The organism is Acinetobacter lwoffii (assembly GCF_049367455.1).
GTDB classification, from domain to species: Bacteria; Pseudomonadota; Gammaproteobacteria; order Pseudomonadales; family Moraxellaceae; genus Acinetobacter; species Acinetobacter lwoffii_W.
The window spans coordinates 2911686-2937621 of the sequence record NZ_JBMPXW010000001.1; the positions used below are offsets into that span (position 1 = coordinate 2911686).

The 25936-nt window shown below is 41.3% G+C and carries 25 protein-coding genes; 16 read left to right on the forward strand and 9 right to left on the reverse strand.

The window, feature by feature from the left end; translation table 11 throughout:
- Nucleotides 1-232: 232 nt before the first annotated feature.
- Genes ACO1B7_RS14015 through ACO1B7_RS14025 form a run of 3 tightly spaced genes read left to right on the forward strand, consistent with a single transcriptional unit; the run spans nt 233 to nt 2796 of the window.
- The gene (locus ACO1B7_RS14015; RefSeq protein ID WP_004280451.1) at nt 233-1678 is read left to right on the forward strand and encodes a cytochrome ubiquinol oxidase subunit I; all 1446 of its coding nucleotides are present in this window, start codon (nt 233-235) and stop codon (nt 1676-1678) included.
- Nucleotides 1675-2679, forward strand: a complete 1005-nt coding sequence (gene cydB, locus ACO1B7_RS14020) for a cytochrome d ubiquinol oxidase subunit II (RefSeq protein ID WP_004280450.1) — start codon at nt 1675-1677, stop codon at nt 2677-2679. The genes ACO1B7_RS14015 and cydB overlap by 4 nt, the downstream gene beginning before the upstream one ends.
- Nucleotides 2680-2688: 9 nt before the next feature.
- Nucleotides 2689-2796, forward strand: a complete 108-nt coding sequence (locus tag ACO1B7_RS14025) for a hypothetical protein (RefSeq protein WP_005246144.1) — start codon at nt 2689-2691, stop codon at nt 2794-2796.
- Between the two features lie 86 nt (nt 2797-2882).
- On the opposite strand, the gene ACO1B7_RS14030 is transcribed toward ACO1B7_RS14025, so the two are convergent.
- On the reverse strand, nt 2883-3437 hold the full coding sequence (locus ACO1B7_RS14030; protein ID WP_423090324.1) for a thermonuclease family protein: 555 nt from the start codon (nt 3435-3437) through the stop codon (nt 2883-2885).
- A 168-nt stretch (nt 3438-3605) separates the two neighbouring features.
- On the reverse strand, nt 3606-4523 hold the full coding sequence (locus tag ACO1B7_RS14035) for a LysR family transcriptional regulator (RefSeq protein WP_423090262.1): 918 nt from the start codon (nt 4521-4523) through the stop codon (nt 3606-3608).
- Nucleotides 4524-4618: 95 nt separating this feature from the next.
- Between ACO1B7_RS14035 and ACO1B7_RS14040 the strand changes: the two genes are divergently transcribed.
- From ACO1B7_RS14040 to ACO1B7_RS14070, 7 genes are all read left to right on the forward strand, one after another.
- Entirely contained in the window at nt 4619-5860 is a 1242-nt protein-coding gene (locus ACO1B7_RS14040; RefSeq protein ID WP_129717140.1) for an acyl-CoA dehydrogenase family protein, read from the forward strand.
- Nucleotides 5861-5912: 52 nt separating this feature from the next.
- Entirely contained in the window at nt 5913-7034 is a 1122-nt protein-coding gene (locus ACO1B7_RS14045) for a phosphotransferase family protein (protein ID WP_004731178.1), read from the forward strand.
- On the forward strand, nt 7031-7729 hold the full coding sequence (locus ACO1B7_RS14050; RefSeq protein ID WP_216986074.1) for a histidine phosphatase family protein: 699 nt from the start codon (nt 7031-7033) through the stop codon (nt 7727-7729). The genes ACO1B7_RS14045 and ACO1B7_RS14050 overlap by 4 nt, the downstream gene beginning before the upstream one ends.
- Before the next feature lie 40 nt (nt 7730-7769).
- Entirely contained in the window at nt 7770-8513 is a 744-nt protein-coding gene (locus ACO1B7_RS14055; protein ID WP_004280440.1) for an SDR family oxidoreductase, read from the forward strand.
- A gap of 409 nt (nt 8514-8922) precedes the next feature.
- Nucleotides 8923-9981 (forward strand): fatty acid desaturase, encoded by a 1059-nt coding sequence (locus ACO1B7_RS14060; RefSeq protein ID WP_423090263.1) that lies wholly within the window; start codon nt 8923-8925, stop codon nt 9979-9981.
- A gap of 219 nt (nt 9982-10200) precedes the next feature.
- On the forward strand, nt 10201-10911 hold the full coding sequence (locus ACO1B7_RS14065; RefSeq protein ID WP_423090264.1) for an SGNH/GDSL hydrolase family protein: 711 nt from the start codon (nt 10201-10203) through the stop codon (nt 10909-10911).
- 32 nt (nt 10912-10943) lie between these two features.
- The gene (locus ACO1B7_RS14070; RefSeq protein ID WP_044108343.1) at nt 10944-11528 is read left to right on the forward strand and encodes a uracil-DNA glycosylase family protein; all 585 of its coding nucleotides are present in this window, start codon (nt 10944-10946) and stop codon (nt 11526-11528) included.
- A gap of 86 nt (nt 11529-11614) precedes the next feature.
- Here the strand turns inward: ACO1B7_RS14070 and ACO1B7_RS14075 are convergent, their stop codons facing one another.
- From ACO1B7_RS14075 to ACO1B7_RS14085, 3 genes are all read right to left on the reverse strand, one after another.
- Nucleotides 11615-12097, reverse strand: coding sequence for a pyridoxamine 5'-phosphate oxidase family protein (locus ACO1B7_RS14075; protein WP_423090265.1), 483 nt, complete (start codon nt 12095-12097; stop codon nt 11615-11617).
- Nucleotides 12098-12256: 159 nt separating this feature from the next.
- Nucleotides 12257-12694 carry a hypothetical protein gene (locus tag ACO1B7_RS14080; RefSeq protein ID WP_423090266.1) on the reverse strand — a complete coding sequence of 146 codons (438 nt, stop codon included), beginning with the start codon at nt 12692-12694 and terminating at the stop codon, nt 12257-12259.
- 167 nt (nt 12695-12861) lie between these two features.
- Entirely contained in the window at nt 12862-14418 is a 1557-nt protein-coding gene (locus tag ACO1B7_RS14085) for a phospholipase D family protein (protein WP_423090267.1), read from the reverse strand.
- A 121-nt stretch (nt 14419-14539) separates the two neighbouring features.
- On the opposite strand from ACO1B7_RS14085, the gene ACO1B7_RS14090 reads away from it, so the two are divergent.
- The 3 genes from ACO1B7_RS14090 to ACO1B7_RS14100 all read left to right on the forward strand — a co-directional run bounded on the left by ACO1B7_RS14090 (nt 14540) and on the right by ACO1B7_RS14100 (nt 17963).
- The gene (locus ACO1B7_RS14090; RefSeq protein ID WP_004280430.1) at nt 14540-15652 is read left to right on the forward strand and encodes an S-(hydroxymethyl)glutathione dehydrogenase/class III alcohol dehydrogenase; all 1113 of its coding nucleotides are present in this window, start codon (nt 14540-14542) and stop codon (nt 15650-15652) included.
- 208 nt (nt 15653-15860) lie between these two features.
- On the forward strand, nt 15861-16391 hold the full coding sequence (locus ACO1B7_RS14095) for a hypothetical protein (RefSeq protein ID WP_004280428.1): 531 nt from the start codon (nt 15861-15863) through the stop codon (nt 16389-16391).
- Between the two features lie 522 nt (nt 16392-16913).
- Nucleotides 16914-17963: a 3-deoxy-7-phosphoheptulonate synthase gene (locus ACO1B7_RS14100; protein ID WP_423090268.1), complete on the forward strand. Its 1050-nt coding sequence runs from the start codon at nt 16914-16916 to the stop codon at nt 17961-17963.
- 397 nt (nt 17964-18360) lie between these two features.
- Here ACO1B7_RS14100 and ACO1B7_RS14105 read toward each other — a convergent pair whose 3' ends face one another.
- The gene (locus ACO1B7_RS14105; RefSeq protein WP_423090269.1) at nt 18361-19338 is read right to left on the reverse strand and encodes a GlxA family transcriptional regulator; all 978 of its coding nucleotides are present in this window, start codon (nt 19336-19338) and stop codon (nt 18361-18363) included.
- Nucleotides 19339-19470: 132 nt separating this feature from the next.
- On the opposite strand from ACO1B7_RS14105, the gene ACO1B7_RS14110 reads away from it, so the two are divergent.
- From ACO1B7_RS14110 to ACO1B7_RS14120, 3 genes are all read left to right on the forward strand, one after another.
- On the forward strand, nt 19471-20355 hold the full coding sequence (locus ACO1B7_RS14110; RefSeq protein WP_004733158.1) for an MBL fold metallo-hydrolase: 885 nt from the start codon (nt 19471-19473) through the stop codon (nt 20353-20355).
- 84 nt (nt 20356-20439) lie between these two features.
- Complete coding sequence (locus ACO1B7_RS14115) at nt 20440-20982, forward strand: cysteine hydrolase family protein (protein WP_423090270.1); 543 nt, start codon at nt 20440-20442, stop codon at nt 20980-20982.
- 562 nt (nt 20983-21544) lie between these two features.
- Nucleotides 21545-22744 (forward strand): PilT/PilU family type 4a pilus ATPase, encoded by a 1200-nt coding sequence (locus ACO1B7_RS14120; protein WP_420937645.1) that lies wholly within the window; start codon nt 21545-21547, stop codon nt 22742-22744.
- Between the two features lie 80 nt (nt 22745-22824).
- Here ACO1B7_RS14120 and ACO1B7_RS14125 read toward each other — a convergent pair whose 3' ends face one another.
- From ACO1B7_RS14125 to ACO1B7_RS14135, 3 genes are all read right to left on the reverse strand, one after another.
- Entirely contained in the window at nt 22825-24000 is a 1176-nt protein-coding gene (locus ACO1B7_RS14125; protein ID WP_423090271.1) for an MFS transporter, read from the reverse strand.
- A 251-nt stretch (nt 24001-24251) separates the two neighbouring features.
- Nucleotides 24252-24626, reverse strand: a complete 375-nt coding sequence (gene gcvH / locus ACO1B7_RS14130; protein ID WP_004280423.1) for a glycine cleavage system protein GcvH — start codon at nt 24624-24626, stop codon at nt 24252-24254.
- Nucleotides 24627-24708: 82 nt separating this feature from the next.
- Nucleotides 24709-25737: an AraC family transcriptional regulator gene (locus ACO1B7_RS14135; RefSeq protein WP_005246182.1), complete on the reverse strand. Its 1029-nt coding sequence runs from the start codon at nt 25735-25737 to the stop codon at nt 24709-24711.
- Nucleotides 25738-25936 lie beyond the last annotated feature (199 nt).

The following is a 25936-nucleotide window of genomic DNA, read 5'->3' on the forward strand; positions in this document are numbered from 1 at the left end:
CTAATTTACGCCTGTTTTATCTAAAGCTCAAGAGGAGAGTTTTAAAAATTATTCAGAGTAATATTTTCTTTATCAGCAAGAGTTACATAGTTTAACCTGATTAAAAAATAATCAACAAAAGACTACATACTTTTTATAACAGCCACGCCTAAGCTAGCCATGTCACTAGAAAAATTCATGACTTAAAAATTGAAGGGCAAAGATGCCAAATAACAATGCATAGGTGAAGCTTATGACTCTGGGTTTAACTGCATTAGAGTTAGCACGAATACAGTTCGCCTTTACTGTATCTTTTCATATCATTTTTCCGGCAATTTCTATTGGCTTGGCCAGCTTTCTGGCCATTCTGGAATGGCGCTGGCTCAAAACCCAAAATCCGATTTTTCAGGATCTATTCAAATTCTGGGTGAAAATTTTCGCTGTGGCATTCGGGATGGGTGTCGTCTCTGGTGTGGTCATGAGCTACCAGTTTGGAACCAACTGGAGTGAGTTTTCCCGGGTGGCAGGCAGCGTGACTGGACCTTTATTGGCCTATGAAGTACTCACCGCTTTCTTTCTGGAAGCGGGCTTTCTGGGCATCATGTTATTTGGCTGGGGGCGAGTGGGACCAAAGGCGCACTTTTTCTCGACCTTGATGGTTGCGATAGGCACCTGTATTTCCATGTTCTGGATTCTATCGTCCAATAGCTGGATGCAGACCCCACAAGGCTTTGCGATTGAAAATGGCCTGATTGTGCCGCAAGATTGGCTTGCTATCGTGTTTAACCCATCTTTCCCTTATCGTCTGGCCCATATGGCCATGGCTGCCTTTCTGGTTTCCGCCTTACTGGTCGCTGCTACAGCCGCATGGCATCTGATCAAAGGCCGTCGTGATGCACTGGTCAAGACCTCATTTTCCATGGCGATGTGGCTGCTTCTAGTACTAGCACCTTTACAGGTCATCGTCGGTGATATGCACGGTATTAATACCCTTGAGCATCAGCCAGCAAAACTTGCAGCTATGGAAGGACACTGGGAAACCAATCATGATGAAGGCATGCCCTTATACCTCTTTGGTATTCCAGATATGGAAGCCGAAGAAACCAAATATGCAGTCGCAATTCCCAACTTGGGTAGCCTGATTTTAACCCACTCGATGGATGGCAAGGTTACGGGACTTAAAGACTTTGCACCTGAAGACCGGCCGAATTCACTGGTGGTGTTCTGGAGCTTCCGAATTATGGTTGGACTCGGCGTGCTGATGTTGTTACTGGCATTATGGGGAGCGTGGGCACGTACCCGAGGCCGTTTTTATGAATCCCGTGCATTGCACCGATTCGCCTTGATTATGGGACCTTCTGGATTTATTGCCATGCTGGCGGGATGGTTTACCACAGAAGTCGGCCGTCAGCCTTGGGTGGTATACGGCATCATGCGTACCAAGGATGCATTGTCACCGGTTTCTGCTGAACAGGTGGGGCTGACCCTAATTATTTTTGTAGTCGTCTACTGTGTGGTATTTGGTATCGGAATTTACTACATGTTGCGCCTGATGCACAAAGGCCCGGATTTTATTCATACCCGACCAGATCATGAATCAGATAGCGATGTAGTTCAGGCTTCACGCCGACCATTAAGTAGTATTCGCGAACGTATCGAAGAAGTTCCTGAACAACCGGATCAGGAGGATAAAAAATGATTGATTTATCATTAATCTGGATTGTGATTATTGGTTTGGGTGTATTGATTTATACTATTCTTGATGGTTTCGATCTGGGCATCGGCATCTTGTTTCCTTTCTTTCCGCATCAGGATGAACGTGATGTCATGATGAATACCGTGGCTCCGGTCTGGGATGGCAATGAAACCTGGATGGTATTGGGCGGTGCAGGATTGTTTGCAGCTTTCCCACTCGCTTACTCGACCGTACTCTCGGCGCTGTATATGCCAATTATTCTGATGGTGATTGCCTTGATTTTCCGCGGCGTGGCTTTTGAATTCCGCTTCAAGGCCAACCGCAGCAAACATTGGTGGGACAAAGCTTTTATCGGTGGTTCTGCAATCACCAGTTTCCTGCAAGGCATGATTTTAGGGGCTTATATTCAGGGCATTGAAACTCGAAATGGTGTTTATGTTGGTGGGGGGCTGGACTGGCTCACTCCATTCAGTATTTTCACCGGAATCAGTGTGGTGGTGCTCTATGCGGCATTGGGATGTGGCTGGCTGATCTATAAAACTGGAGATGACTTACAGGATCGAATGTTTAAACTGATGCCTAAGCTGATTATGGCCTTGCTGATCATATTGGGTGCTGTCAGTATTTATACGCCGTTGACTCATCCACAGATTGCCGAACGCTGGTTCAGTCAGCCACAATTTACCTATTTTATGCCAGTTCCAGTTCTGGTTCTGCTATTTACCTGGCTGGCCTTACGTGCCTGTAAAAGACGCAGTGAATTAGGCCCATTTACCTATATGCTTGTTCTGGTTTTCCTTGCCTATACCGGATTCTTGATAAGTTTATGGCCATATATTATTCCGCCAAGCGTAACAATCTGGCAGGCAGCAGCGCATGAAAATAGCCAGCTATTTGCCTTGATTGGAGCCTTGATCCTGATTCCAATTATTGTGATTTATACCGGTATGTCCTATTGGGTATTCCGGCATAAGGTCAGGGTCGGCGATGATGGCTATCATTAAGGAGTGGTCATGAAAGGCAAACAGGTATTATGGTTTGTAGGATTATGGCTGGCAGGATTTTTAACGCTGGCCCTGATTGCCGGCGCATTCCGCTTTCTAGTGCATTTGGCTTATTAAATTAGTAAAACTAAAAAATGAAAAAAGTGATCTGAATGTCCTGATCACTTTTTTTTATTTGCAATTTATCTTTGATAAAACCAAATTTACGATTTTACCTGCTTACGATAAACACTTGGACGTATAGGACGGCTACTTTTCCAAAGACCTTTTTTCTGTTTCTTGGCTTTATTTTGCAGTTCCATCATATAGCGTAAATGGTTTTTATCCTTGATATATTCTTCATAGACCCACGCTGCACCACGTTTGACAATCTCTTCATTGATATTTTTGCGATAGCGATAGACCACACCGACACAGCGGCCATAACGGTCAATATCGGTAATCTTTACCCGAACCATTTTATTATTCACCATGCTTTTGACCAGACGTTGCGATTCTTTACCATATGCTTGCGATGATTCAGGGGCATCAACGAAGGCAAAGCGCAATTTAGTCTCAGAGCGACGAATATTAAAACGGTAGCAGGTGAGGGTATCACCATCACTTACGGCTTTTACACGGCACCAGTATTTTTTGCCTTTCTTAAAAGGGCGGAAAACATCTTTTAAATAAACTGTAATTTTATGCAGCAGATAATACGAAAAACACAGCAGTACGAGGCCCAGCACAATTTGCCAGGTGGTGGAGAGATTTAACAAAGGCAAGATCCAAATCAGCAAAAACCAGCTGTAAAATCACAGCTAAAAGTCGAGCCATTTTAGAGCAACGCCAGTAGATCTACGGATTAAAAGCTAATCACTCAGTGTTTAGTTTTGTACCGACTAACTAAAATAGCCTAAGCAAACTTGCATTCCTTTATAAATAGCCTAAGCAAAAATTTTATAAATTTCATTTCTCAAAAATTGATGTCTCTTATTCTCTTGCAAATCCTTATGCCAATATATCCCCATATTAATTTTCGGCAGTTCCACAGGGACTTCAAAAATATTTAGACTGGTAGCCAATTGTAAATGTACCAATACATTTTTAGGAATAGTCAGCATAGCTGTCTTTTGTTGTTCCAAAATTTGCAGAGCAGTTGAGTAATGCTGACAGCGTAAAAAAATCTGTCGTGAATATTGTTTACGGCTTAAATAAATATCCTCAACTAAAACGCCAGTACGGCGTGATGACACGCCAATATGAGGCGAGGCAAGATAAATCTGCTCATTCATTTCTGTTAATTGTGTACACACTACAAATTCATCTTGCACCAGGCGTTCAAACTGGATTTTTTCAGCAATGTTTTGTTCCAGATCTATGACAAAATCAATCTGTTGAGAGGCGAGGTCTGCTGCTATATTTTTACGGTCCAGCTTCATGCTGCTAAGTTGAATTTCCAGATTGAGTTGCTGAAAGTGCTGAACGAGTCTGGGAAAGATCATTGGCTCAATTTCATCATGAACGGCAATTTTCAAACTCTGAATCATTTCTGGTCTGAACTGCTGATGCTGTATTGAAATATTTTGAATCGAAAAAAGTGCATTCTTCAGCTCAGGATAGATCTGTTCCGCAAACGGCGTAGGCTGCATTTTGCTACCAGTACGTACAAATAAATCATCTTGTAAATGCTGTCTTAAACGTTGCAGAGCATGACTGGCAGCAGACTGGCTAACTGATAAAATCTGTGCAGCTTTAGAAATACTATTCTGCTCATAAATTGCCATAAAAAGCGGATAAAGGTTAATGTCGATACGATGAAAATTTCGCAGGTCCATGACTGTTTTGGAATGAATATTATGCATAATATTGTATGGGTTAAAATCATTTTATTCATAATAGGTTTTGGGTTAAGGTGTTGTAAAGCGTATGAATTAGAATATTTACAGGGATAAAAGAGATGTTTGAGCTTTCAGCACGTGCACAAGATTATTTAAATAGAACCAAAAAATTTATTGCTGAGGAAATTGAACCAGTTGAAGCTGATTTCTGGCAGCAGGTTCATGAGTTGAATCAAGGCGGTGACTGGACCAAATGGCAATGGCCAGCAGAACTGGAAAGCTTAAAAGCCAAAGCCAAGGCAGCTGGCCTCTGGAATATGTTTCTCCCTTGTCCTGAACGTGGCCAAGGTTTATCAGTTCAGGAATATGCACATATTGCCGAACTTTCAGGTCGTAGCCTGATTGCACCAGTCGTATTTAACTGTAATGCGCCAGATAGCGGCAATATGGAAGTATTGTGGCGTTATGGTTCTGAAGAACAAAAACAAGAATGGCTGATGCCACTTTTAGAAGGAAAAATCCGTTCAGTCTTTTGTATGACTGAACCTGCAGTTGCATCCAGTGATGCCACCAATATGCAGGCAACGGCGATGGTGGAAGGTAATGAGATTGTTTTGAATGGCCGTAAATGGTGGTCATCAGGTCTGGGCGATCCTAACGCCAAAATCATTATTTTTATGGCACATACTCCAGATGAAACAAAAGACCGTCATCATCAGCATTCGATGGTTCTAGTTCCGGTAAATACCGCAGGGGTAAAAATTGAACGTATGCTGCCAGTGTTTGGTGACTACGATGCACCACATGGCCACGGCGAAGTCAGTTTTGAAAATGTCCGCGTTCCGGTAGCGAATTTTATTGGTGGCGCCGGTCAGGGTTTTGAAATTGCTCAAGGTCGTTTAGGACCAGGCCGTATTCATCATTGCATGCGCTGTATTGGTGCTGCGGAAAAATCCTTAGAGTTGATGATTGACCGTGGTATGAGCCGTAGCGCATTTGGCAAAGAGATTTTAAAACTCGGTGGCAACCTGGAGCGTGTCGCGGAAGCACGGGTTGCGATTGATCAGGCACGTCTTTTGACCTTGTATGCCGCCTATAAAATGGATACTTTAGGGAATATGGCAGCACTGACTGAAATTTCTGCAATTAAAGTCGTTGCGCCAAGTGTGCTGGAAAAAGTTGTTGATATGGCCATCCAGATCCACGGCGGTGCCGGTGTTTCTCGGGATACACCATTAACCGGATTTTTTGCTCAGGCACGTGCCTTGCGTTTGGCTGATGGCCCGGACGAAGTGCATAAGGGCATGATTGCCAAACTGGAACTGGCAAAACGTGGCTACAATACTCGTCGCAAAAAATAAGCTGGCTTTAACTAGAAAATTGCAACGTATTAAAAAATTTTAAGGAAAAATTATGGCGGTTATTGATGTAGGTGGAGCAGTTCGTGCAGGTGAAGAACTGGATGTACAAGCCATCACCAATTGGTTAATTCAGCAAAATGTGAATGTTGAAGGCCCTGTGCAAGTGACCCAATATTCAGGCGGAGCTTCAAACTGGACCTACCGTTTACAGTATGCCAATGCCGATTTAATTTTACGTCGTCCGCCACAAGGTACCAAAGCCAAATCTGCACATGATATGGCACGTGAATATCATGTGCAGAAAGCCTTGGCTGAACATTATCCCGTCGTGCCTGAAATGGTCGCGCTTTGTCAGGATGAATCAGTGATTGGTTGTGATTTCTATGTGATGAAACGGCTTGAAGGAATTATTCCTCGCGCCAAAATGCCAGCTGAGCTGCAGCTTACTGAATCCGATATCCGGACTTTATGTATCAATGTGATTGATAAACTGATCGAATTGCATCAGGTGCCTTATCAAGGAACTGAACTTGAAAATCTCGGTAAGGGTGAAGGCTATTGTCGCCGCCAGGTCGAAGGCTGGGATGTACGTTATGAAAAGGCTAAAACTTTAAATGTTCCATCGTTTAAATATGTGCGCAACTGGCTTAAAGATAATATTCCTTCAGATTCTAAAACCTGTGTGATTCATAATGACTGGCGTTTTGATAATGTCATCTTAAATCCGGAAAATCCGACTGAAGTGATTGGCGTACTGGACTGGGAAATGGCGACACTCGGCGATCCGCTCATGGACCTAGGTTCTGCTTTAGCCTATTGGGTGGAAGATACTGACAATGCCATCTTTAAGGCAACACGCCGCCAGCCGACCAATCTAAAAGGTATGTTTACCCGTAAAGAAGTGGTGGATTACTACTTGGGAAAAACCGGCCTGCAACCGGAAAACTGGGCGTTTTATGAGGTGTTCGGAATTTTCCGTCTCGCGGTGATTGCCCAGCAGATCTATTATCGTTATTACCATAAACAGACTAATAATCCAGCGTTCAAGGATTTTTGGGTGGTGATTCATGCCTTGCATATTCGTGCCTTAAAACTGATTGGCAAGCAAAAACTGGAAGCCAATGAGATTGCACAAAAGTATGTGCTTAAATTTAAAGAGATAATGCCAAAATGACAACCATTTACTTGATCCGGCATGGCCAGGCCTCTTTTGGCGCAGAAAGTTACGATCAACTTTCGCCCAACGGCGAGTTACAGGCAAAGCTTTTGGGTCGCTATTTTGACGAAATCCTGAAAGAAGCGCCTTATGTGGTGGCTGGTTCCATGCAACGCCATCAACAGACAGCGCAATTATCACTGAACAAATGTTTTCCGGAAAGTGAGATTCTGACCGATAGTGCCTGGAATGAATTTAATCATCAGCAGGTATTCGCCCGTTATGAGCCGCGCTTTAATCAGCCTGAATTGCTGAAACAGGATGTATCAGAACATGAAAATCCACGGGATTATCTGAGCAAGATTTTTAGCGGTGCAATTGCACGCTGGACTGGCGATGATTATCACCATGAATATGATGAATCTTGGCCAAGTTTCAAAGCACGCGTGGAAAGCGGCTTAGAAAATCTGTGTGACCAGTTGTCCAAAAGCCGACCACGCTATGCAGTAGTTTATACCTCAGGTGGGGTGATTTCTGTGGCTGTAGGCAAAATTTTGGGCCTTAGTCCGGAGAAAACCTTTGCTCTGAACTGGGCGATTACCAATACCAGTATCACGACACTACGTCTGGTGGGTAATGAACCGCACCTACTCAGTTTAAATGAACATCATTTTATTAAAGCACAGCGTCCAGACTTATTGACCTGGATTTAAAACCTAATACGCTAGAAAAATAAAGGAATAGGGTAAATACATGGCTAAAACAATTTTAATTACCGGTGCAAGTTCAGGGATCGGCGCCGGTATGGCACGTGAATTTGCGAAAAAAGGCTATAACCTGGCGATTTGTGCACGTCGTTTGGAGCGTCTGGAAATCTTAAAGCAGGAACTGGAAAGCCAATATGGCATCAAAGTCATTGCCAAAACACTAGATGTCACCGATTACGATCAAGTGTTTGAAGTGTTTCGTGCTTTTAAAGAAGACTTTGGCACCATTGACCGAGTTATTGTGAATGCTGGTGTCGGTGAGGGCCGCCGGATTGGTAAAGGTAATTTTGCTATCAATAAAGCCACGGTTGAAACCAACTTTATTTCGGCATTAGCACAATGTGAAGCTGCAGTTGAAATCTTCCGTGCACAAAACTCTGGCCATCTGGTGATGATTTCATCTATGAGTGCAATGCGCGGTATGCCAAAACATTTAACGGCTTATGGTGCAAGTAAGGCCGGCGTGGCTCATTTAGCGGAAGGCATTCGAGCTGAATTGATCGATACGCCAATAAAAGTGACCACCATTTTCCCAGGATATATTCGTACTGAAATTAATGAAGGGGCAAAAAAGCTACCTTTTGAAGTAGATGAAAAAACTGGTTCGCGTTTATTGGCAGCAGAAATTGAAAAAGCACCAGTTAAGGCTTATGTGCCGAAATGGCCTTGGTTGCCACTCGGTCTAGCCATGAAAGTATTACCACTTAAACTGGTGAACAAGTTAGGTTAAAAGCGCTCTTAGATCTATAAAAAGAGAAGCTAGAGCGCTTCTCTTTTTATTTTTTATGACAAACTGAGAAAAATTTCTGAATCAGTATTTTTTTCTAAAAAATGTATAGCTTGAATTTACAAAAAAGCGAAATTTTATAAATCCTAATATATTGATTATTAAAATAAAGTTTTAAATTATCAAAAATTATATTTTTATTTTATTGATGAATTTGCAATTAAATCAATTACTTTTAAATTTTCGTTTCATGAGAAAGACCATCTTTTACTTTTCCTAATTTTCGCCAATTTTAAGAACTTTTCCAAACTGTCCAAAACTTAGACATACTCACTCTAAAAGTGGAAAGATAACTTCTCTTTTTTAGAATTTCCTTTAATGTACAACCGTTCAGAAATTAAAGGTTGTCCATATGTCTACATCTGCGGATATGACTGACCAGCAGCGAATCTCCAAGGTCAGAAGTATCGTTACCCAGGCCGGGGAAGAGGTGCGTGCTCGTTATCCCATACTCAAACATCAGAACTTTATAGGTGCGAGTATTTTAGGCTTTGCCTGGGCAGGTATGATTGCATGCGCGGTAGCATATGGAACAGGTTATCTCTCAGCATGGTTTACCATTCCCTCGATTGCGATTTTTGCGTCATTGACCCATGAATTGGAACATGACCTCATTCATTATATGTATTTCAAAAAAACACCTTGGGCACATCATTTGATGCTGGCACTGGTCTGGCTGGCACGTCCAAACACGATTAGTCCATGGGCACGTCGTCGTTTACATTTGCATCATCATAAATATTCAGGCACTGAACATGACCTGGAAGAGCGTGGCATCAGTAATGGTATGCCTTGGGGCATTCGCCGAATTCTGGTGATTAGTGACCAGTTGATGTCAGTGTATTTGCGTCCATTTCAGATGTTTAAAATGATTCATCTTTTTCTGGAAAAACAGCCTGAAAAAGAACGTAAAATTGCCATGATTTCTCAGTTACTCGGCTTTCTACCTCTCAGCATTATTTACTATGGATTGTGCTACCTGTTTATGGTCTTTCATGGTTTAAATGCGGTTACACCACTATTCGGTTATGAGATGCTCTGGTCGCAAGGCATTGTCGATGCTATGCCGATCGTAAATCTGCTAGCAGTCATCTGGGTGATTTCGAACTTTATCCGCTCTTTTAGCTTGCAGTTTGTCAGTTCAAATATGCATTATTATGGCGATATTGATCCACGTGATGTGATCAAACAAACCCAAGTGCTCAATCCATGGTGGATGGTACCGTTCCAGTTATTCTGCTGTAATTTTGGTTCGACCCATGCGATTCATCATTTTGTAGTCAAAGAGCCATTTTATATCCGTCAACTGACGTCCAAAACGGCGCATAAAGTGATGAAAGAAGTGGGTGTGCGTTTTAATGATGTGGGAACCTTTAAGCGTATGAATCGCTGGAATGAGTATAAAATCTAAGCTTTGATTTTCATATAAAAATCCCGTTTTAAAGCGGGATTTTTATATTTATCATTTGTGATTTATTTAATGTCACAAAAATATCTAAGCCTATATTTTGCAAGACTCCTATCTCAATCAAATTTAGGTGAACATTCATTTAAAATGACTGTTGAGGAAATAGTTCAAAAGAATAAACTCAGGTAAAATCAAGTATATCTTTATATAAATTAGCCCACTATGTTGCTGAAAGCTGCCACCATTGCCTTGATTCCTGCACTTGTCATTCAGGGTAATCGCGTCAAGAAAAATACCTTGAAGTTGCCTGAACCACTGGGAAAACGTCAAGGTCGAACCGGAACAGGCAAAAAACTTTCTCTGCTCATTTTAGGAGATTCCGCGGCGGCAGGTGTAGGAGTAGAACATCAGGATGATGCATTACTGGGTGCAATTCTGCATAAACTGAAAAGTGACTTTGAAATTGAATGGAAATTACAGGCAAAAACCGGCGATACCAGCTCAAAAGTGATTCGTGCTTTGGACCAGATGGAAGTCCAGCACTATGATGTAATCATCACTTCAGTTGGCGTCAATGACGTGACCAAACTGATGCCTGCCGAGGTCTGGATTCAGAAACAGGAACAGCTTTATAGCAAAATCCAGCAAAAATTTAGTCCGAAACTGATTATTGCTGCCGGTGTGCCGCCAATGAATATGTTTCCAGCACTACCGAATCCTTTGGCTTGGCTATTTGGCAAATATGCTAAACACATGAATTTGAAATTGGAAAAATTTGTGAATCAGCAAGTGAATATGCAATGGATTGAATATGATATTGAGAAGTATCGTGCCATGAATTTACAAATGGCTGCAGATGGTTTTCATCCGAGTAAGGAAGTTTATACACTTTGGGGACAAGAAGTAGCTGGCAAGATTCGGAAGACCTTCTAAAATAGTTGAAATCTCTTAATTTAGTTAATTCTATGTCTGATATTGAAACCCATCCACTACCGCCATTTTTACCGCCCAATGCCAAATTACTGATGTTGGGCAGCTTCCCGCCACCTGCAACGCGTTGGAAAATGAACTTTTATTATCCGAATTATCAGAATGATATGTGGCGGATTTTTGGACTGATTTTCTTTGAAAATAAAGATTACTTTTTAGATCTACCCAATAAAAAATTTCAGGAACAATTGATCCGGGAGTTTTTAACAGAAACGGGGATTGCGATTTTTGATAGTGGCTATCAGATCCGGCGTTTAAAGGGCAATGCTTCAGACAAATTTTTGGAAATTGTAGTACCTACCAATATTGAGCAACTACTCAGCCAAATGCCGCAGTGCAATCATATTATGACCACAGGCGACAAGGCCACAGACACCATGATGCTGTCTATGCCTGAAGGGACTTTAAAGCCGAGTATTGGTCAGCCTAGCGAGGCCCATTTTGTCGGACGTGATCTGTATTTATATCGCATGCCTTCATCTTCTCGAGCATATCCGGTTTCTCTAGAGAAAAAAGCCGAAAGTTACCGATTGATGTTTGAACATGTGGGTCTAGTTTAATATTTAATCCAATAATCAGATAAAATGGTTAAAGAGGTTTTAGGCTACAGACAAGACATAAACTTACTATTTGTAAGTTATTGGCTTTATTTATTCATATTTGGATATTCAACCCAGCGATGGCTATTAATTTTAATCTCCCGGACATGATGAAAGCTGGACCAGATTAACTGGCTACCTTTGGTCCATTTTAAAGCTCGAATACGCGACTCCACCTGCTGTATTTCCTCAGGTGAGGCCGGACGTAAAGGCCCAATTTCTGCATATAAGCGTACTCCTGGATAACGCTTAAATTTACCTTTAAGTAACGAATGAAACCAAAACAGTTTGCTACTGTTCACAGCCTGTATGCATGCCATCGGCTGATGCTGTAAATTCTCAGAAAAAGTAGTGGAATAAGTATCAAAAAAGAAACCCGTACTGGTCTTTTTGTTGAGGAATACGGTTCCGATCGGAGTAATACTAGGAAAGCCTTTGGAGTTGACTGTTGCAATAGAGCAATGCATGGCGGCCCGTTGTGCATCAGCGACCACCTGGCGAATCTGTTGCCATTCATTATCAGAAATCATGCCTTGATTCTCTTATTATTTTTATAAATTTTATAACAAGTTACCCAGCTCGGCATTGCCTGAAAAAACTGAAGCTACGGCAGTTTGATCAATCTAAATCGTTATTCAGATTATAAAAAAGAGCTCCATAGGCTCTTTAAAAAATGCAAAACTCGGCGATTAGCCATCGTATTCGACATAATCCCATAAGTTTAAACGTGCTTTAATTTCCTGACGGATCTCGGGCAACATCGGCAAAAGAGTGCCATCAATCCATAAGCTCAATGCTTGGGCAGAGAGTACTTGCTGCAGTTCATCGACCAGTTGTGCACCTTTCAACATAATACCGGTCTGATCAGTGGCTTCGGTTTCTACACCTTTAAATAAAACCTGTAATTCATAACCGCTATCCTGAATCAGCCATTCCAGTTCAAGTTGAATATTTTCACTGGATTTCAAAACTACCTGTCCCTCGACCGTATCGGAGTCGGACAGACAGTCATGTTCCACCCGAATTCTGGCCAAATACCATTCTTGCTGGGATAAATCATGGAGAGTTTTTACAGGCGTCAGAATATCACTGAACTTAAACTGACGGCTTAAATCAAAAAATTGCATGGGAGTGGAGGGCGAACAATCGCAAAATACGAGAAAAGTGTAATTCTAAAGTAAGCGCAATCGACTGTAAAACCTTTTAAAAGATGATCGGACTAAGTTAGGTTAATCGGCTATTCTCGAAATACGGGCTTTTCATAGCATGTAATTTTAAGGTCATTCCAATGTCATTACATTAACCATTCACCGGGAAATTTCGTCACCAGATTCATCATAAAACGCTGGAATTTTGTAGTTTCCGGATCATGTGAATGTTGAATGCTACGGCCATCTTTTTGATGTTCTAGCCAAATCATTTCATTTTTTTCATTCAGCTTAAGCTGATAAGCCACGCGTGGTAAGTACTGATCCATCGCACTGGCAATTTCCTTCTGAAAATCTTCCGACTCAATGACCAGACCGACTTCGGTATTCAGATAGGCCGAACGCGGATCAAAATTAAATGAACCCACAAACACCATGCCATCCAGATCAAAGAATTTGGCATGCAAACTGGAGCTGTTTTTGTTTTTAGCCGGGATGATGTCTCCGGTCATAATTTCATACCAGGTGCGTTCCGGACGGACAATGTAGGGCTTAAATTCCCAGAGTTCGATGCCACTTTTCAATAATTGCTGACGATATTGCTGATAATAGGCATGCACCGCAGCCACATCATTGGCCTGAAAAGAGTTGGTCAGGATTCTGATTTTCACGCCTTGTTGCGCACGACGGGTTAAATAGTCGGCCCCTTTTTGCGTGGGAATAAAATACGAGGACACCAGTTCCAGATGTTTTTTTGGCTCACCCATCAGTTCGAGCATATGGGTATAAATATAATCGCCATTTTTGGCATGGGGACGGGCTTTTGCGGGACTATCCGCAACAAAATAAGCCGGCGCCCAATGAATAGGTTGTTTTTTTAAGTGCTGTTCGACTTGTTTCTCGGCAATGCCCACCCGGCGTTTGAGTTCAGTTTCATCGACATCTTCACGTGCAAATTCAGCTCTGAGCCTTTTGAGCATTTCAGGATGGCCGGCATCATTCAGCACCTGTCGAACGTCATAACTCAGATCATCATTCCAGAAGTTAATAAAGGTCTGATTGGCATCTGTTACGCTTTGACCCGCAAAGAATATATCCACATCGGTGAATTGGAAATCTTCACTGGCATCAAAATATTCACTGCTGATATTGCGGCCGCCGGTCACGGCTGCAGTTCCGTCTGCAATGATCAATTTATTATGCATGCGATGATTAACCTTTTTCATCCGGAAGCCATAATCCAGCGCACGTAAATGACGAAATTTATAGGGATTAAAAATCCGGACTTCAAAATTTGGATGCTGGCTTAGAGCAAGAAGCTTGTCATCAAGCTGGGTGCCATTTTGATCATCAATCTGAACCCGCACTTTGACACCGCGATCGGCAGCTTTTAAGAGCTGGGACAAGATCATATTGCCAATATAATCATCCTTCCAGATGTAATATTGCAGATCCAGATGATATTTGGCTTTGTTAATCAGGTGCAGACGCGCTGCCATACTCATAAAGCCATCATAGAGCGGCAAGAAAGCCGTTTTACCGCTATTGATTTGTTGTTTTGAAAGTTGATTGTCGATCCAGTGCGCAGGTCGAACCGGCGTAATTTTCGCTTCTTCAGCAGTGTTAGGAGCCAGTTCACAGCCAGAAAGCATGATGCTAAAAGTAAAAATGCTCAAACATACAAAGGGCGAAGGTTTAGTCATTGATGTTCCATTAATTATAGGATCTTTTATTCCTTATCTGGTGATGTTAATAGTTGAATCTCCGAATAGAAAGAGGTTACTGTTAGTCATCTGTAAATCAGCAAAAAAAGGACAGTTTTACATGAAATCACGTGCAGCAGTTGCGTTTGGTCCAGGCCAGCCATTAGAAATTGTAGAAGTGGATGTTGCTCCACCAAAAGCAGGTGAAGTACTGGTAAAAATTAGCCATACAGGCGTGTGTCATACTGATGCATTTACCTTGTCTGGTGAAGATCCTGAAGGTGTATTTCCTGCAATCTTGGGTCATGAAGGTGCGGGTGTGGTCGTTGAAGTCGGTGAAGGCGTCACTAGCCTGAAACCGGGCGATCACGTGATTCCGCTTTATACTGCTGAGTGCGGCGAATGCTTGTTCTGTAAGTCAGGTAAGACCAACCTGTGTGTTGCTGTGCGTGCGACCCAAGGTAAAGGCGTCATGCCAGATGGAACGACCCGTTTCTCATATAATGGCGAGCCGATCTATCACTATATGGGTTGTTCAACTTTTTCTGAATATACCGTGGTTGCTGAAGTTTCTCTGGCAAAAATTAATCCTGAAGCCAACCATGAGCATGTTTGCCTGCTTGGCTGTGGTGTGACTACCGGTATTGGTGCGGTACATAACACCGCTAAAGTTCAGGAAGGTGACAGTGTTGCAGTATTTGGTTTAGGTGGTATCGGTCTTGCTGTGGTACAAGGCGCACGTCAGGCCAAAGCCGGCCGTATCATTGTGATTGATACCAATCCGGATAAATTTGAGCTGGCGAAACAGTTTGGTGCGACAGATTTCCTGAATCCAAAAGACTATGATCAGCCGATCCAGCAAGTGATCGTCGAAATGACCGGTTGGGGTGTAGACCATTCATTCGAATGTATCGGTAATGTAGATGTAATGCGTTCAGCACTAGAATGTGCGCATCGTGGCTGGGGTCAGTCGGTGATTATTGGTGTAGCCGGTGCAGGTAAAGAAATTTCAACTCGTCCATTCCAGTTAGTCACAGGTCGTAAATGGATGGGTACTGCGTTTGGTGGGGTGAAAGGCCGTTCACAATTACCAGGAATGGTAGAGCAATCCATGAAAGGTGAAATTCAGCTTGAACCTTTTGTGACTCATACCATGCCATTAGATCAGATCAATGAAGCTTTTGACCTGATGCATGAAGGCAAGTCGATCCGTACAGTCATTCATTTTGACTAAGCTGTTTTAATCTAAAAAAGACCGGCATTAAACCGGTCTTTTTTATGCGGCTTTCACTTGATTCAGGATACATTAGTGCATGAAAGCCTCACAGAGAGTCACTGAAACAACACACGCCTGCTAATGTCATTACATGCCAGATGCTTATATTAAATAAGACGTATGAAAATACGTGCTAAAACCATTTTAAAGAATAAGGATAAGCTCTATGTCGAATGATAATTTTGATCGTGATGTAATTAAGAATGCGCCTAAAGATGTCCGCGATGATTTAAATGCTGATCCAATTACTGGTGAACCTGGCGCGCATCCTGTAGGTACAGGTGTTGGTGCTGCAGGTGGCGCAGCAGCAGGTGCAGCTATTGGGGCTGCAGGCGGTCCAGTCGGTGTCGCTGTCGGTGGAGTAGTTGGTGCGGTCGTTGGTGGTCTGGCAGGTAAAGGTGTAGGCGAAGCTATAAATCCAACTGAAGAACAGGCTTACTGGCGTGATAATTCGATCAATACGCCATACTATTCAGATGCCCGTACTACCTATAGTGATCTGGATTATGACCGTGATTATGATACGGCCTATCGAGTCGGTTATGAAAACCGTGGCAGCTATGATGCCCATACCCGTTTTGAAGACGTAGAACCTGATTTGAGACTGAAATGGGAACAAATGAAAGGCGAATCACGTTTAAACTGGGAACAGGCTAAATTTGCAGTGCGTGATGCCTGGAATCGTGTTTCACGTTAATTTTTAATCTTTGGATTAAACTGAAGTTTCTTTGGTAAAACCCACGATAGGTTTGTGGGTTTTACCACTTTTGGTGATACATATCACGGTTTGATGAATCGATAAATAAAAGTAGAAAAGTTAATAAATATTTTTTTATATTTAATGCTTGTCAAATGATCACAGAGCGCGTATTTTAATTTCAGAATCACATTTTATGAAAGACATAACATGTTAAAGCAACCTATCATTTCAAACGCATATTTTTATTTCTGGCAGTTTAGCTAATTGCCTGAATGCGTTTGGGCAATGAAAAGGTTGCCCACCAGTTTATACCTGATCGGCAACCCTGATCAGGTTTTTTTATGCCTTTCATTTTTATATAATATTTTGGAGACAGCCATGACAAACTTTAACTATTCATACTTTAACAACTTTTATTGGTCTTATTTTAGTCAGCTAATGACACTCACAACACCTTCGATTAGACCCATAACGCTCAAATAAAAGTTTGGACTGATTGCCAGTCCCAGGATTAAAGTCATGAATACCCCAAATACATCACAACAACATCATGCTGAAAGCATTTTAATTTTACCTCAGCAGCTTAAGCAGCAATTGCCACTGTCTCCGCAATTGGCCAGCCAGGTCGCTGAACATCGTCAAACTATTCAAAATATATTAGAAGGCAAGGATCATCGTTTAATGGTGGTCACAGGCCCATGTTCCATTCATGATGAAGCTTCCGCGCTAGACTATGCAGAAAAATTAAAACAGCTTCAGTCACAGCTATCTGATCAGATTTTCCTGGTGATGCGTGCTTATATCGAAAAGCCGCGGACTACCGTAGGCTGGAAAGGTTTCCTTTACGATCCAAATCTGGATGGTTCATCCAATATGCAATTGGGCTTGGAAAAATCCCGTGACTTATACCTCAAAATCATTGGAATAGGTCTGCCGATTGCCTCTGAAATTCTTAGCCCGATGGCAACCGCTTATTTCGATGATCTACTGGCTTGGGGTGCGATTGGCGCACGTACCAGCGAATCGCAAATTCATCGCGAAATTTCCAGCCATATGCCATATAGCATTGGTTTCAAAAATGGTACTGATGGTTCGATCCAGATTGCTCTGGATGCCATTCAGTCTGCCTCTCATCCACATCAATTCTTGGGGATGAGTCAGTCAGGTTTGCCATGCATTTTACACTCGCAAGGTAATCCGAAAGCACATTTGATTTTACGTGGCTCGAATAGCGGACCAAATTACCAATTGTCAGAAATTGAGAAAATCCGGGCCAAACATCAAATCGACTTACCGGCATTGGTGATTGACTGTAGTCATGGTAATAGCTCGAAAAATCCGATGCTACAGCCTGAAGTACTGGAACAGATCGTAGCAGAACGCTTACAGACCAATGTTCGTGGCGTAATGTTAGAAAGTCACCTTGTTGATGGTAACCAGAAAATTTCTGAGCAAATGACTTATGGTCAGTCTGTAACTGATGGATGTCTGGGCTGGACAAAAACAGAACAACTGTTGTTAAATATGACTGACTCACTACGACTAGAAAGTTTAAAGCGTAGTGCTTAAAACTGCATGACGTCTTTCCTCAATTGATTGAGGAAAGACAGAAAAAGTTAATGAGGAAATTTACCTTGATGTTTAAAATTGCTCATTAAACAGTTTAAAAATATAATGAATAAATAGACGCAAAGGTCGAGATTAATTTTTGCTAAGATGTGCATAATATATACTTAAATTTTATCTCCAGAAATTGGGGACAGTTTTGGCCTTAGGAAGACCGGGCCATTGAAAAAATCCTCGATTCGATTAAAAAGTGATTAATTTTATTGGCAAAATATTACAAACATGATTAAAAAAATACGAGTTGTTAAAAAGTCTATTTTTTGATCTTTTTGGTTTCGGGTTTATTGATTTAAGTATTTGATAAGTAAAACTATTTAAAAGGTATTTCATATAATACCCATTATGTTAAATGGGGCGGATTATCCTCATTAATGATCCCAAAAGCTTTTCTCCATGCCTGAGGGCTGGTGCCATATTTTTCACGAAAATTTTTTCTAAATGACACTGTATTATTAAAACCTGAAAGCTCGGTTATCTTTTCGATAGACAAGTTTGTTGTTTCTAAGAGTTCACAACTTAATCTGATTCTTTCAGTATTCAGCCAATCGACTAAGGTCATACCTGTCGCTTTCTTAAAATGCCGTGTGAACGTCCTACGTGTCATATGTGTCCGTTCAGCTAGGCTTTCAATATTATGTTGTAAAGCTAAATTCTTTCTTAAAAAATCAAGTAATAGGTTAATTTGTGCATCCTGGCTCGATTCTGCTACTGGCTGTTCAATAAACTGAGCTTGCCCACCTTCACGGTGAGGCGGAATTACCATTACTCTAGAGACTTTATTCGCAATTTGTGCATTATAGATTTCACGTACCAAATATAAGCAGCAGTCTAACGCTGCGCCTGTTCCAGCAGAGGTTACGATCCTTTGATCTTCTGCATACAGGGCATCATGATCAAGCTGAACCTGTGGAAATCGCTCACTGAAATCTTGTTCAGCCATCCAGTGCGTAGCTGCTTTTTTATGATCAAGTAAACCAGCATATGCCAATGCATAAGTTCCATAGCATAACCCTACAATTCTAATTCCAGTCTGATATGCACAATTTAGGGCATCGATAAGTACTTGTTCAGGCTCATGATTAAAATCATCCCATCCAGGAATAATAATAAGATCCGACTCTTTAATGAGTTCAATCCCACCATCAGGGATAATCATCATAGACTGTTCTGTTTTTACGGGTTGGCCATCTATAGAAAAAATTTTCAGATCAAATAAGCGTTTATCTTCAATCTTGATATTAAAAATGATATGGGGGATAGAGAAGTGAAATGGATTTATATTGGGATAAACGAATAATCCAATCACTGGTATAGCCATTCGATCTACCTCTGTAAAATAATAAATATAGCATGTTGTCCCAATAGTTTCGATGATTGTCCTTAAGGACAATTTTATTATTTGATTTTTCCTATCATGATTCGAGTATGACTAAATGATTGGATCTGGAACATGAATAAAATTTTAAGTAGCTCTGTTATTGCACTCTCTCTGGCAATGGCTTCAGTCCATTTATATGCGAATGATAAGGTGGTTCAGCGAGATACTTCTAAAGTTACGCATATACAAGAAATTCGCAATGCAACGATTAAAGTAACCTATGCTGATACGACTTTTTTAATTGACCCAATGTTTGCTAAAAAAGGATTCTATGAAGGTTTTCCTGATACTCATCGTAGCTATTTACGGAACCCATTAGTCGATTTGCCTATCAAGCCCGAAACGATTTTAGAAGGTGTAGATGCGGTAATCGTGACCCATACCCATTTAGATCATTGGGATGATGCAGCACAAGCGACTATTCCGAAAAACATGCCGTTGTTTGTACAGAATAAAGAAGACCAGAAAATCATTCAGTCACAAGGCTTCAAAGATGTCCGTGTATTAACGCAAGCGACCTTTGAAGGGATTAAGCTCACTAAAACTGGTGGTCAACACGGTACTGATGCCATGTACCGTATTCCTAAGCTTAAAGCTGGATTAGGTGAAGCAATGGGTGTGGTATTTGAAGCTGCTGGCCATGAAACTGTTTATGTGGCAGGAGATACCATCTGGCGTTCTGAAGTTGATCAAGCGATTCAAACATTTAAACCTGATGTGATTGTCTTAAATACAGGTAACGCCTTGGTTGATGGCTTTAAAGAATCCATTATTATGGGCAAAGAAGATACTTATCGTGCAACTCAGAAAGCACCAAATGCTAAAGTGGTTGCTGTTCACATGGATGCAATTAACCACATGTCAGTAACACGTGCTGAGCTTGCAGAGTACGTAAAAGACAAAGGGATTCAAGATAAGGTTTTAATTCCTATTGATGGTGAAACGCTTTCTTTCTAAAGAAACTTAAAGAAGTGGAATACTTCCACTTCTTTAAAATCCTAAGCAGAACAAAACAAATATTAGTTAAGTAAAGGAATAGATATGTCAAAATCAGCTTTATTAGTTATCGACTTACAAAATGAATATCTACCTACAGGTAAATTACCATTGGTAAATATTGAACAAGCTGCTGCTAATGCAGTGAAAGTAATTGCGAAGGCCCGTCAACAGGGTACACAAGTTATTCATGTCCAACATATTGCTAATGCTGAATCTCCTATATTTGAACCCAACTCAAATGGTATTGAATTTCAGGACACAGTTAAGCCGCAAGAAGATGAATCTGTGATCATTAAAAATCACATCAATGCGTTCTTAAATACGAATCTCAAAGAAATTTTAGATAGCAATCAAGTGACTGAGTTAGTCGTGATTGGTGCTATGAGCCATATGTGTGTTGATGCTGCTGTTCGTGCTGCTTCTGATTTTGGTTATAAGGTAAAAGTTATTCATGATGCTTGTGCAACACTAGACCTTGAATTTAATGGCGTTAAAGTACCTGCGGGCCATGTTCATGCAACATTAATGGCCGCTTTTGAATTTGCATATGCTCAAGTGATATCAACTGATGATTATGTTAGCTAAAGATTAAGATTTTCTAAAATTAACATAATACACGTTATTCGAAATTAAGAACTTTTTATTTTAATAACAATATCTTATATTGACTTAAAAAGCCCAAGCATCTGTGCCTGGGCTTTTTTAATGATCTATCACATTCCACGCTCAATATTTAAATAATGTTCCACGGTTTTGTTCAATTTTTATAAACATTGTCCTATTTTTCATAAGTCATTATTACATGTGATAGAACCGAAATTGGTACATAAAAAATAGGGAAGTTGGTAATCATAAGGAAAGAAAAATAATACTCTATATGTCTTAAAGGACAAATAATGAGTCGTCTGATAGAGTTTTACCATTTAAATGACAATCTTCTTTTTGAGCAGAGTTGCTTTAAAAAAGCGTACATATTGCAGGTTAATTTCATTTTTATTGAAGTAAATCACATAAAAACTTTAAAATATTTTCTTTATAAATCAAATGTGTTTGAGGCTTTTTAAAAAACGCTGCACAATGAAATCAAAATATTTTGGCATAAATCTAAGATTGAGATTTGTGCAGTTGTGCATTTCTGGGGGAAAAGATGTTCACGGTAGAATTATTGGACGAAGCAAAAAAATTCATGCATCACATGCTGACCAAGGTGGTGGAATATGGCGGTTCGGATTTATTTATTACGGCTGATTTTCCACCGAGTATTAAACATCAAGGCTTAATGAAACCTTTTGGACAGCAGGAACTCACCGCTGAAAAAACTAAGCTGTTTGCCTACAGCCTGATGAATGATAAACAGCGTAAAGAATTTGAAACTGAACTTGAGTGCAATTTTGCCATCACCGTGCCAGGTGTTTCCCGTTTTCGGGTAAATGTGTTTGTACAACAACTTAATGTTGGTATGGTGATTCGTACTATTACTGCAGAAATTCCAAATTTCCAGAAGCTTAAACTGCCTGAGTCACTCAAACATGTGATTATGGAAAAACGCGGACTGGTGCTGGTGGTCGGTGGAACCGGTTCAGGTAAATCAACCTCATTAGCTGCAATGATTGACTACCGTAATGAAAATTCGGCCGGGCATATCATCACTGTAGAAGATCCAGTGGAATATGTGCACAAGCATAAAAAATCCATGATTACTCATCGTGAAGTCGGAGTGGACTGCCATTCTTGGCATAACGCGCTAAAAAATACCTTGCGTCAGGCGCCAGATGTAATTCTGATTGGGGAAATTCGCGATACTGAAACCATGGAACATGCAATTGCTTTTGCTGAAACCGGACATCTGTGTCTGGGAACGCTGCACTCGAACAATGCCAACCAGACTTTGGACCGGATTATTAACTTCTTCCCGGAAGAACGCCGGAACCAATTATTGATGGATTTGTCATCCAATATGAAGGCGATTATTTCACAGCGTTTAATCCGTACTCAGGATGGTAAGGGCCGTCGGGCAGCGATTGAAATCATGTTAAATACACCACTGATTTCAGACTTGATTCTGAAAGGTGAATTCCATGAGCTGAAAGCCATTATGGCGAAATCCCGTGAACTGGGCATGCAGACTTTTGACCAAGCCTTATTTGACCTGTATAACCAAGGCGCCATTTCCTATGAAGAAGCCTTGCGCAATGCCGATTCTACCAATGAGTTACGCCTGCAGATCAAGCTGAAAAGCAATCGTCAGGACAGTACTGCACCAGCTAGTGAAGCAACCCAATTCACCATGATGCAAGATCCAAAAGCGGATGAGAAAGAAGCAGAGAATACTTTGGTGTCAGAATAAATAGTTATTCAAAAAATCACAGGCAGAATTTTCTGCCTGTTTTTATTTATCTTATTTATTATTCAATTCAATCCATAAAATTAGACGGTTTTGCGTTGTACCATCAGCTTAAAATAAACAATACTGCTTAAGGTTAAAATACCACACAGTAGAAAAGCAAACTGATAACTATAAGCTGCAATGATCGCACCAATCAGCAATGAACCGATGGCAATACCCAGATCATAAAAAGTATAAAAAGTTGAGGTTGCATAGCCAATTCGATGCTTGGGCGCACGTTGAATTGCCAAAGTTTGAATACACGGCTGCACACTGCCAAAGCCCACGCCAACCATGACTGCAGCTAGCATAAATCCCCATAGGGTCTGAATCTGGCTGAGTAAAAACAGGCCCAGACTAAAAGCCACCAATGCCGGATAAATCACATATTGCGGGCCTTTACGATCATAAATTTTTCCGGTGATCGGCCGTAAGCTCATCATGGAAATCGCAAAAACCACAAAGAATAAACCGGCATAGGCCATTAAATTCTTGCTGGCTGCGAAGGGGGCGATAAAAGACATGATGCTCGCATAAGAAAAAGAAATCAGCATGGCCAATACCGCGACAGGCAGCACTTTCTTTTCCACAAAATCTGTCAGCTCAAGCGAGGTTTTCTTGTTAGTGTTTTTGATGATTTTTTCAGGCTCTTTTACCGGAATTAAAAAGCAGAAGGCAAATCCGATAAAAACTAAGGCGATCAATAGCGTACTGACCTGAAAATAAGACCAGTATTCCATCAGGCTCAGACCAATTAAAGGACCCAAGACAATCCCCAGATTTACCGACATGACAAAATAGCCCATGCCTTCGCCTTTACGCTGCTCCGGAATAAATTGGTTCACCACAGGCACGCAAACTGTAGTCAATATACTGAACCAGATGCCCTGGAAGAAACGGATGATAAACAGAATCGTGAGCTGATCTGCCAGCAGATAAGTAAGTGAAAACAGGCTAAAAAACACTTCTGAAATAATCAGGGTTCTACGTACCCCAAATTTTTCGATAATTAAACCGCTAAAAGGTCGCACTGCAATGGCAGAGACCATAAACAAAGTCATGGCCAGCCCCGCCTGGGTCAGGTTGCCGCCTAATTCTTTTAAGATATAAATCGGCAAAATTGTGGTTTGCGCAAAATAGAAAATAAATAAAAACAGGTTGTTGGCCAGACAAAGCACAAATGACTTGGTCCATAATGGCGCTGCATTGGCGTTCATGATTTTCCTAAAATGATATGCTGTAAGACGCTGGGCTCAGCATGGGAAATTATTGTTATAAATAAGCGCGACCTATTCAGGAGCGAAATGGATATGAGCAAGACTTTAGGAAAAATAAGTGAAAAATAAGTGAAAAATACAATGATATTTCATGATAAATGCATGAAATTTAATTTGAACTGGGAAATACAACGATTAATCTTTAATAAAAAAATCAGCCCGGAGGCTGATTATCTGAATCTTAGACCAGTTTAGAGGCCAGCTTCATATTCTGTATTGGAAAGCAGCTTTTCGACATCTGCCATATTGTCTGGCTTGATTTTATAAATCCAGCCTTTGCCATATGGGTCGTCATTAATGAAATCAGGATCATCTTCAAGATCAGGATTGATTTCAACTACCACACCAGACACCGGCGCATGAATATCAGAAGCTGTTTTTACTGATTCAACCACGCCAGCTTGTTCGCCCGCAGTGATATGTGAATCAAGATCTGGTGCTTCGACATAGACCAAATCGCCTAACGCATCCTGTGCATGGTCGGAAATACCGGTCACAACAAGATCACCCTCAATGCGGACCCATTCATGTGTACTTGCGTACTTTAATTCTGCAGGATGATTCATTGATAACTCCTTAAAAATCTTAAGATCATTTTTGACATGTTTTATACATTCTTTTTAAGAAAAACAAAAGGCTTATGCTCCTTTATAAATAAGGATCTTTGCGCCAGTTGCTCGGGCTGCGGCCACTCCAGCGTTTAAACGCCCGGCTAAAATTGGCGACATCACTATAACCCAGTTCATCGGCAATCTGTTCCAGAGTGAAATCTGTCCGGGACAATAATGAGGTGGCATGCCGGTAACGAACTTCATCGACTAGGGTAGAAAAGGAGGTGCCTTCGGCGGCGAGTTGACGTTTTAAGGTGCGGTCAGACATGTGTAAGCGATCTGCCACACTTTCAATACTCAGATAATGCTGCTCGGCATGGGTCAATATATCCCGGACACGCATGGCAATCCGATGCCGTTCACCCAAGGCAGAAAGTTCCGTTTCACACTGGTTAATCGCAATCTGGCTGGCAATCGGATCGGCATGCACCAGCTTGTTCATCAGGTAGCTTTTATCAAAGCTCAGAATTAAATGCGGTTGTTCAAAACGGAACTGATGGGTGGGGAACTTCGCCATAAAGCGTTCAAAATCTTCCGGCTTCTTAAAATCGAAGTCGATTTCTCCTGTCGCATCAGTAACACCTGTAATGGCCTTGGCCATACTGATCAGTCCAATCATCAAGGCAATGGAAATTTCGGTGCGCAGAGGTTCAAGCTGAATATCGGTTTGCAGCTGTACCGTGGCTTTGGCACCAAAGGTCGAGAAAAATAGTTGCAGGAAGGGTAAGCGAAGTTGAATAAATCGATTCGCCAAGACCAGCGCATCGGTAATATTATTCGCCGTCATAATCGCATAGCCAATAAAGCCATGAATCGAGATCCGCATCTGTGTGCCGAGATGATAGCCCAAGGTCGGTTCGCCGGTCAGTTTCAGGGCATATTTCACCAGTTCGTTGGCGACAGGGGTTGGAATACGAAAATCAGGATCTGCCAACTGTTCACTAGTCAGGCCAAAAGGTTGGAAAAGCGACTCATTATTATAACCCCAGCGGGAAATGACATCGAGAAGCAGGAGACCGTAAACACCTGGAATTCCTTGGTCTTGGCGTGGAGCAATTGTTTTCATGCGCGATCCGTTGCACTCATTCAAATTTTTTTATTTATAAATAGATATTGGCATGAAGCCGCCAAATTTTTCATTAAAATTGTTGGACAAAATTTTGGCGATTGTGACTCTGCCACTGGCAGATTAGCCTGAATTCAGCATTAAAATCAATTTAAACCGCATAATTTTATTGATGAAATTAAAATTATTTTATTGAACA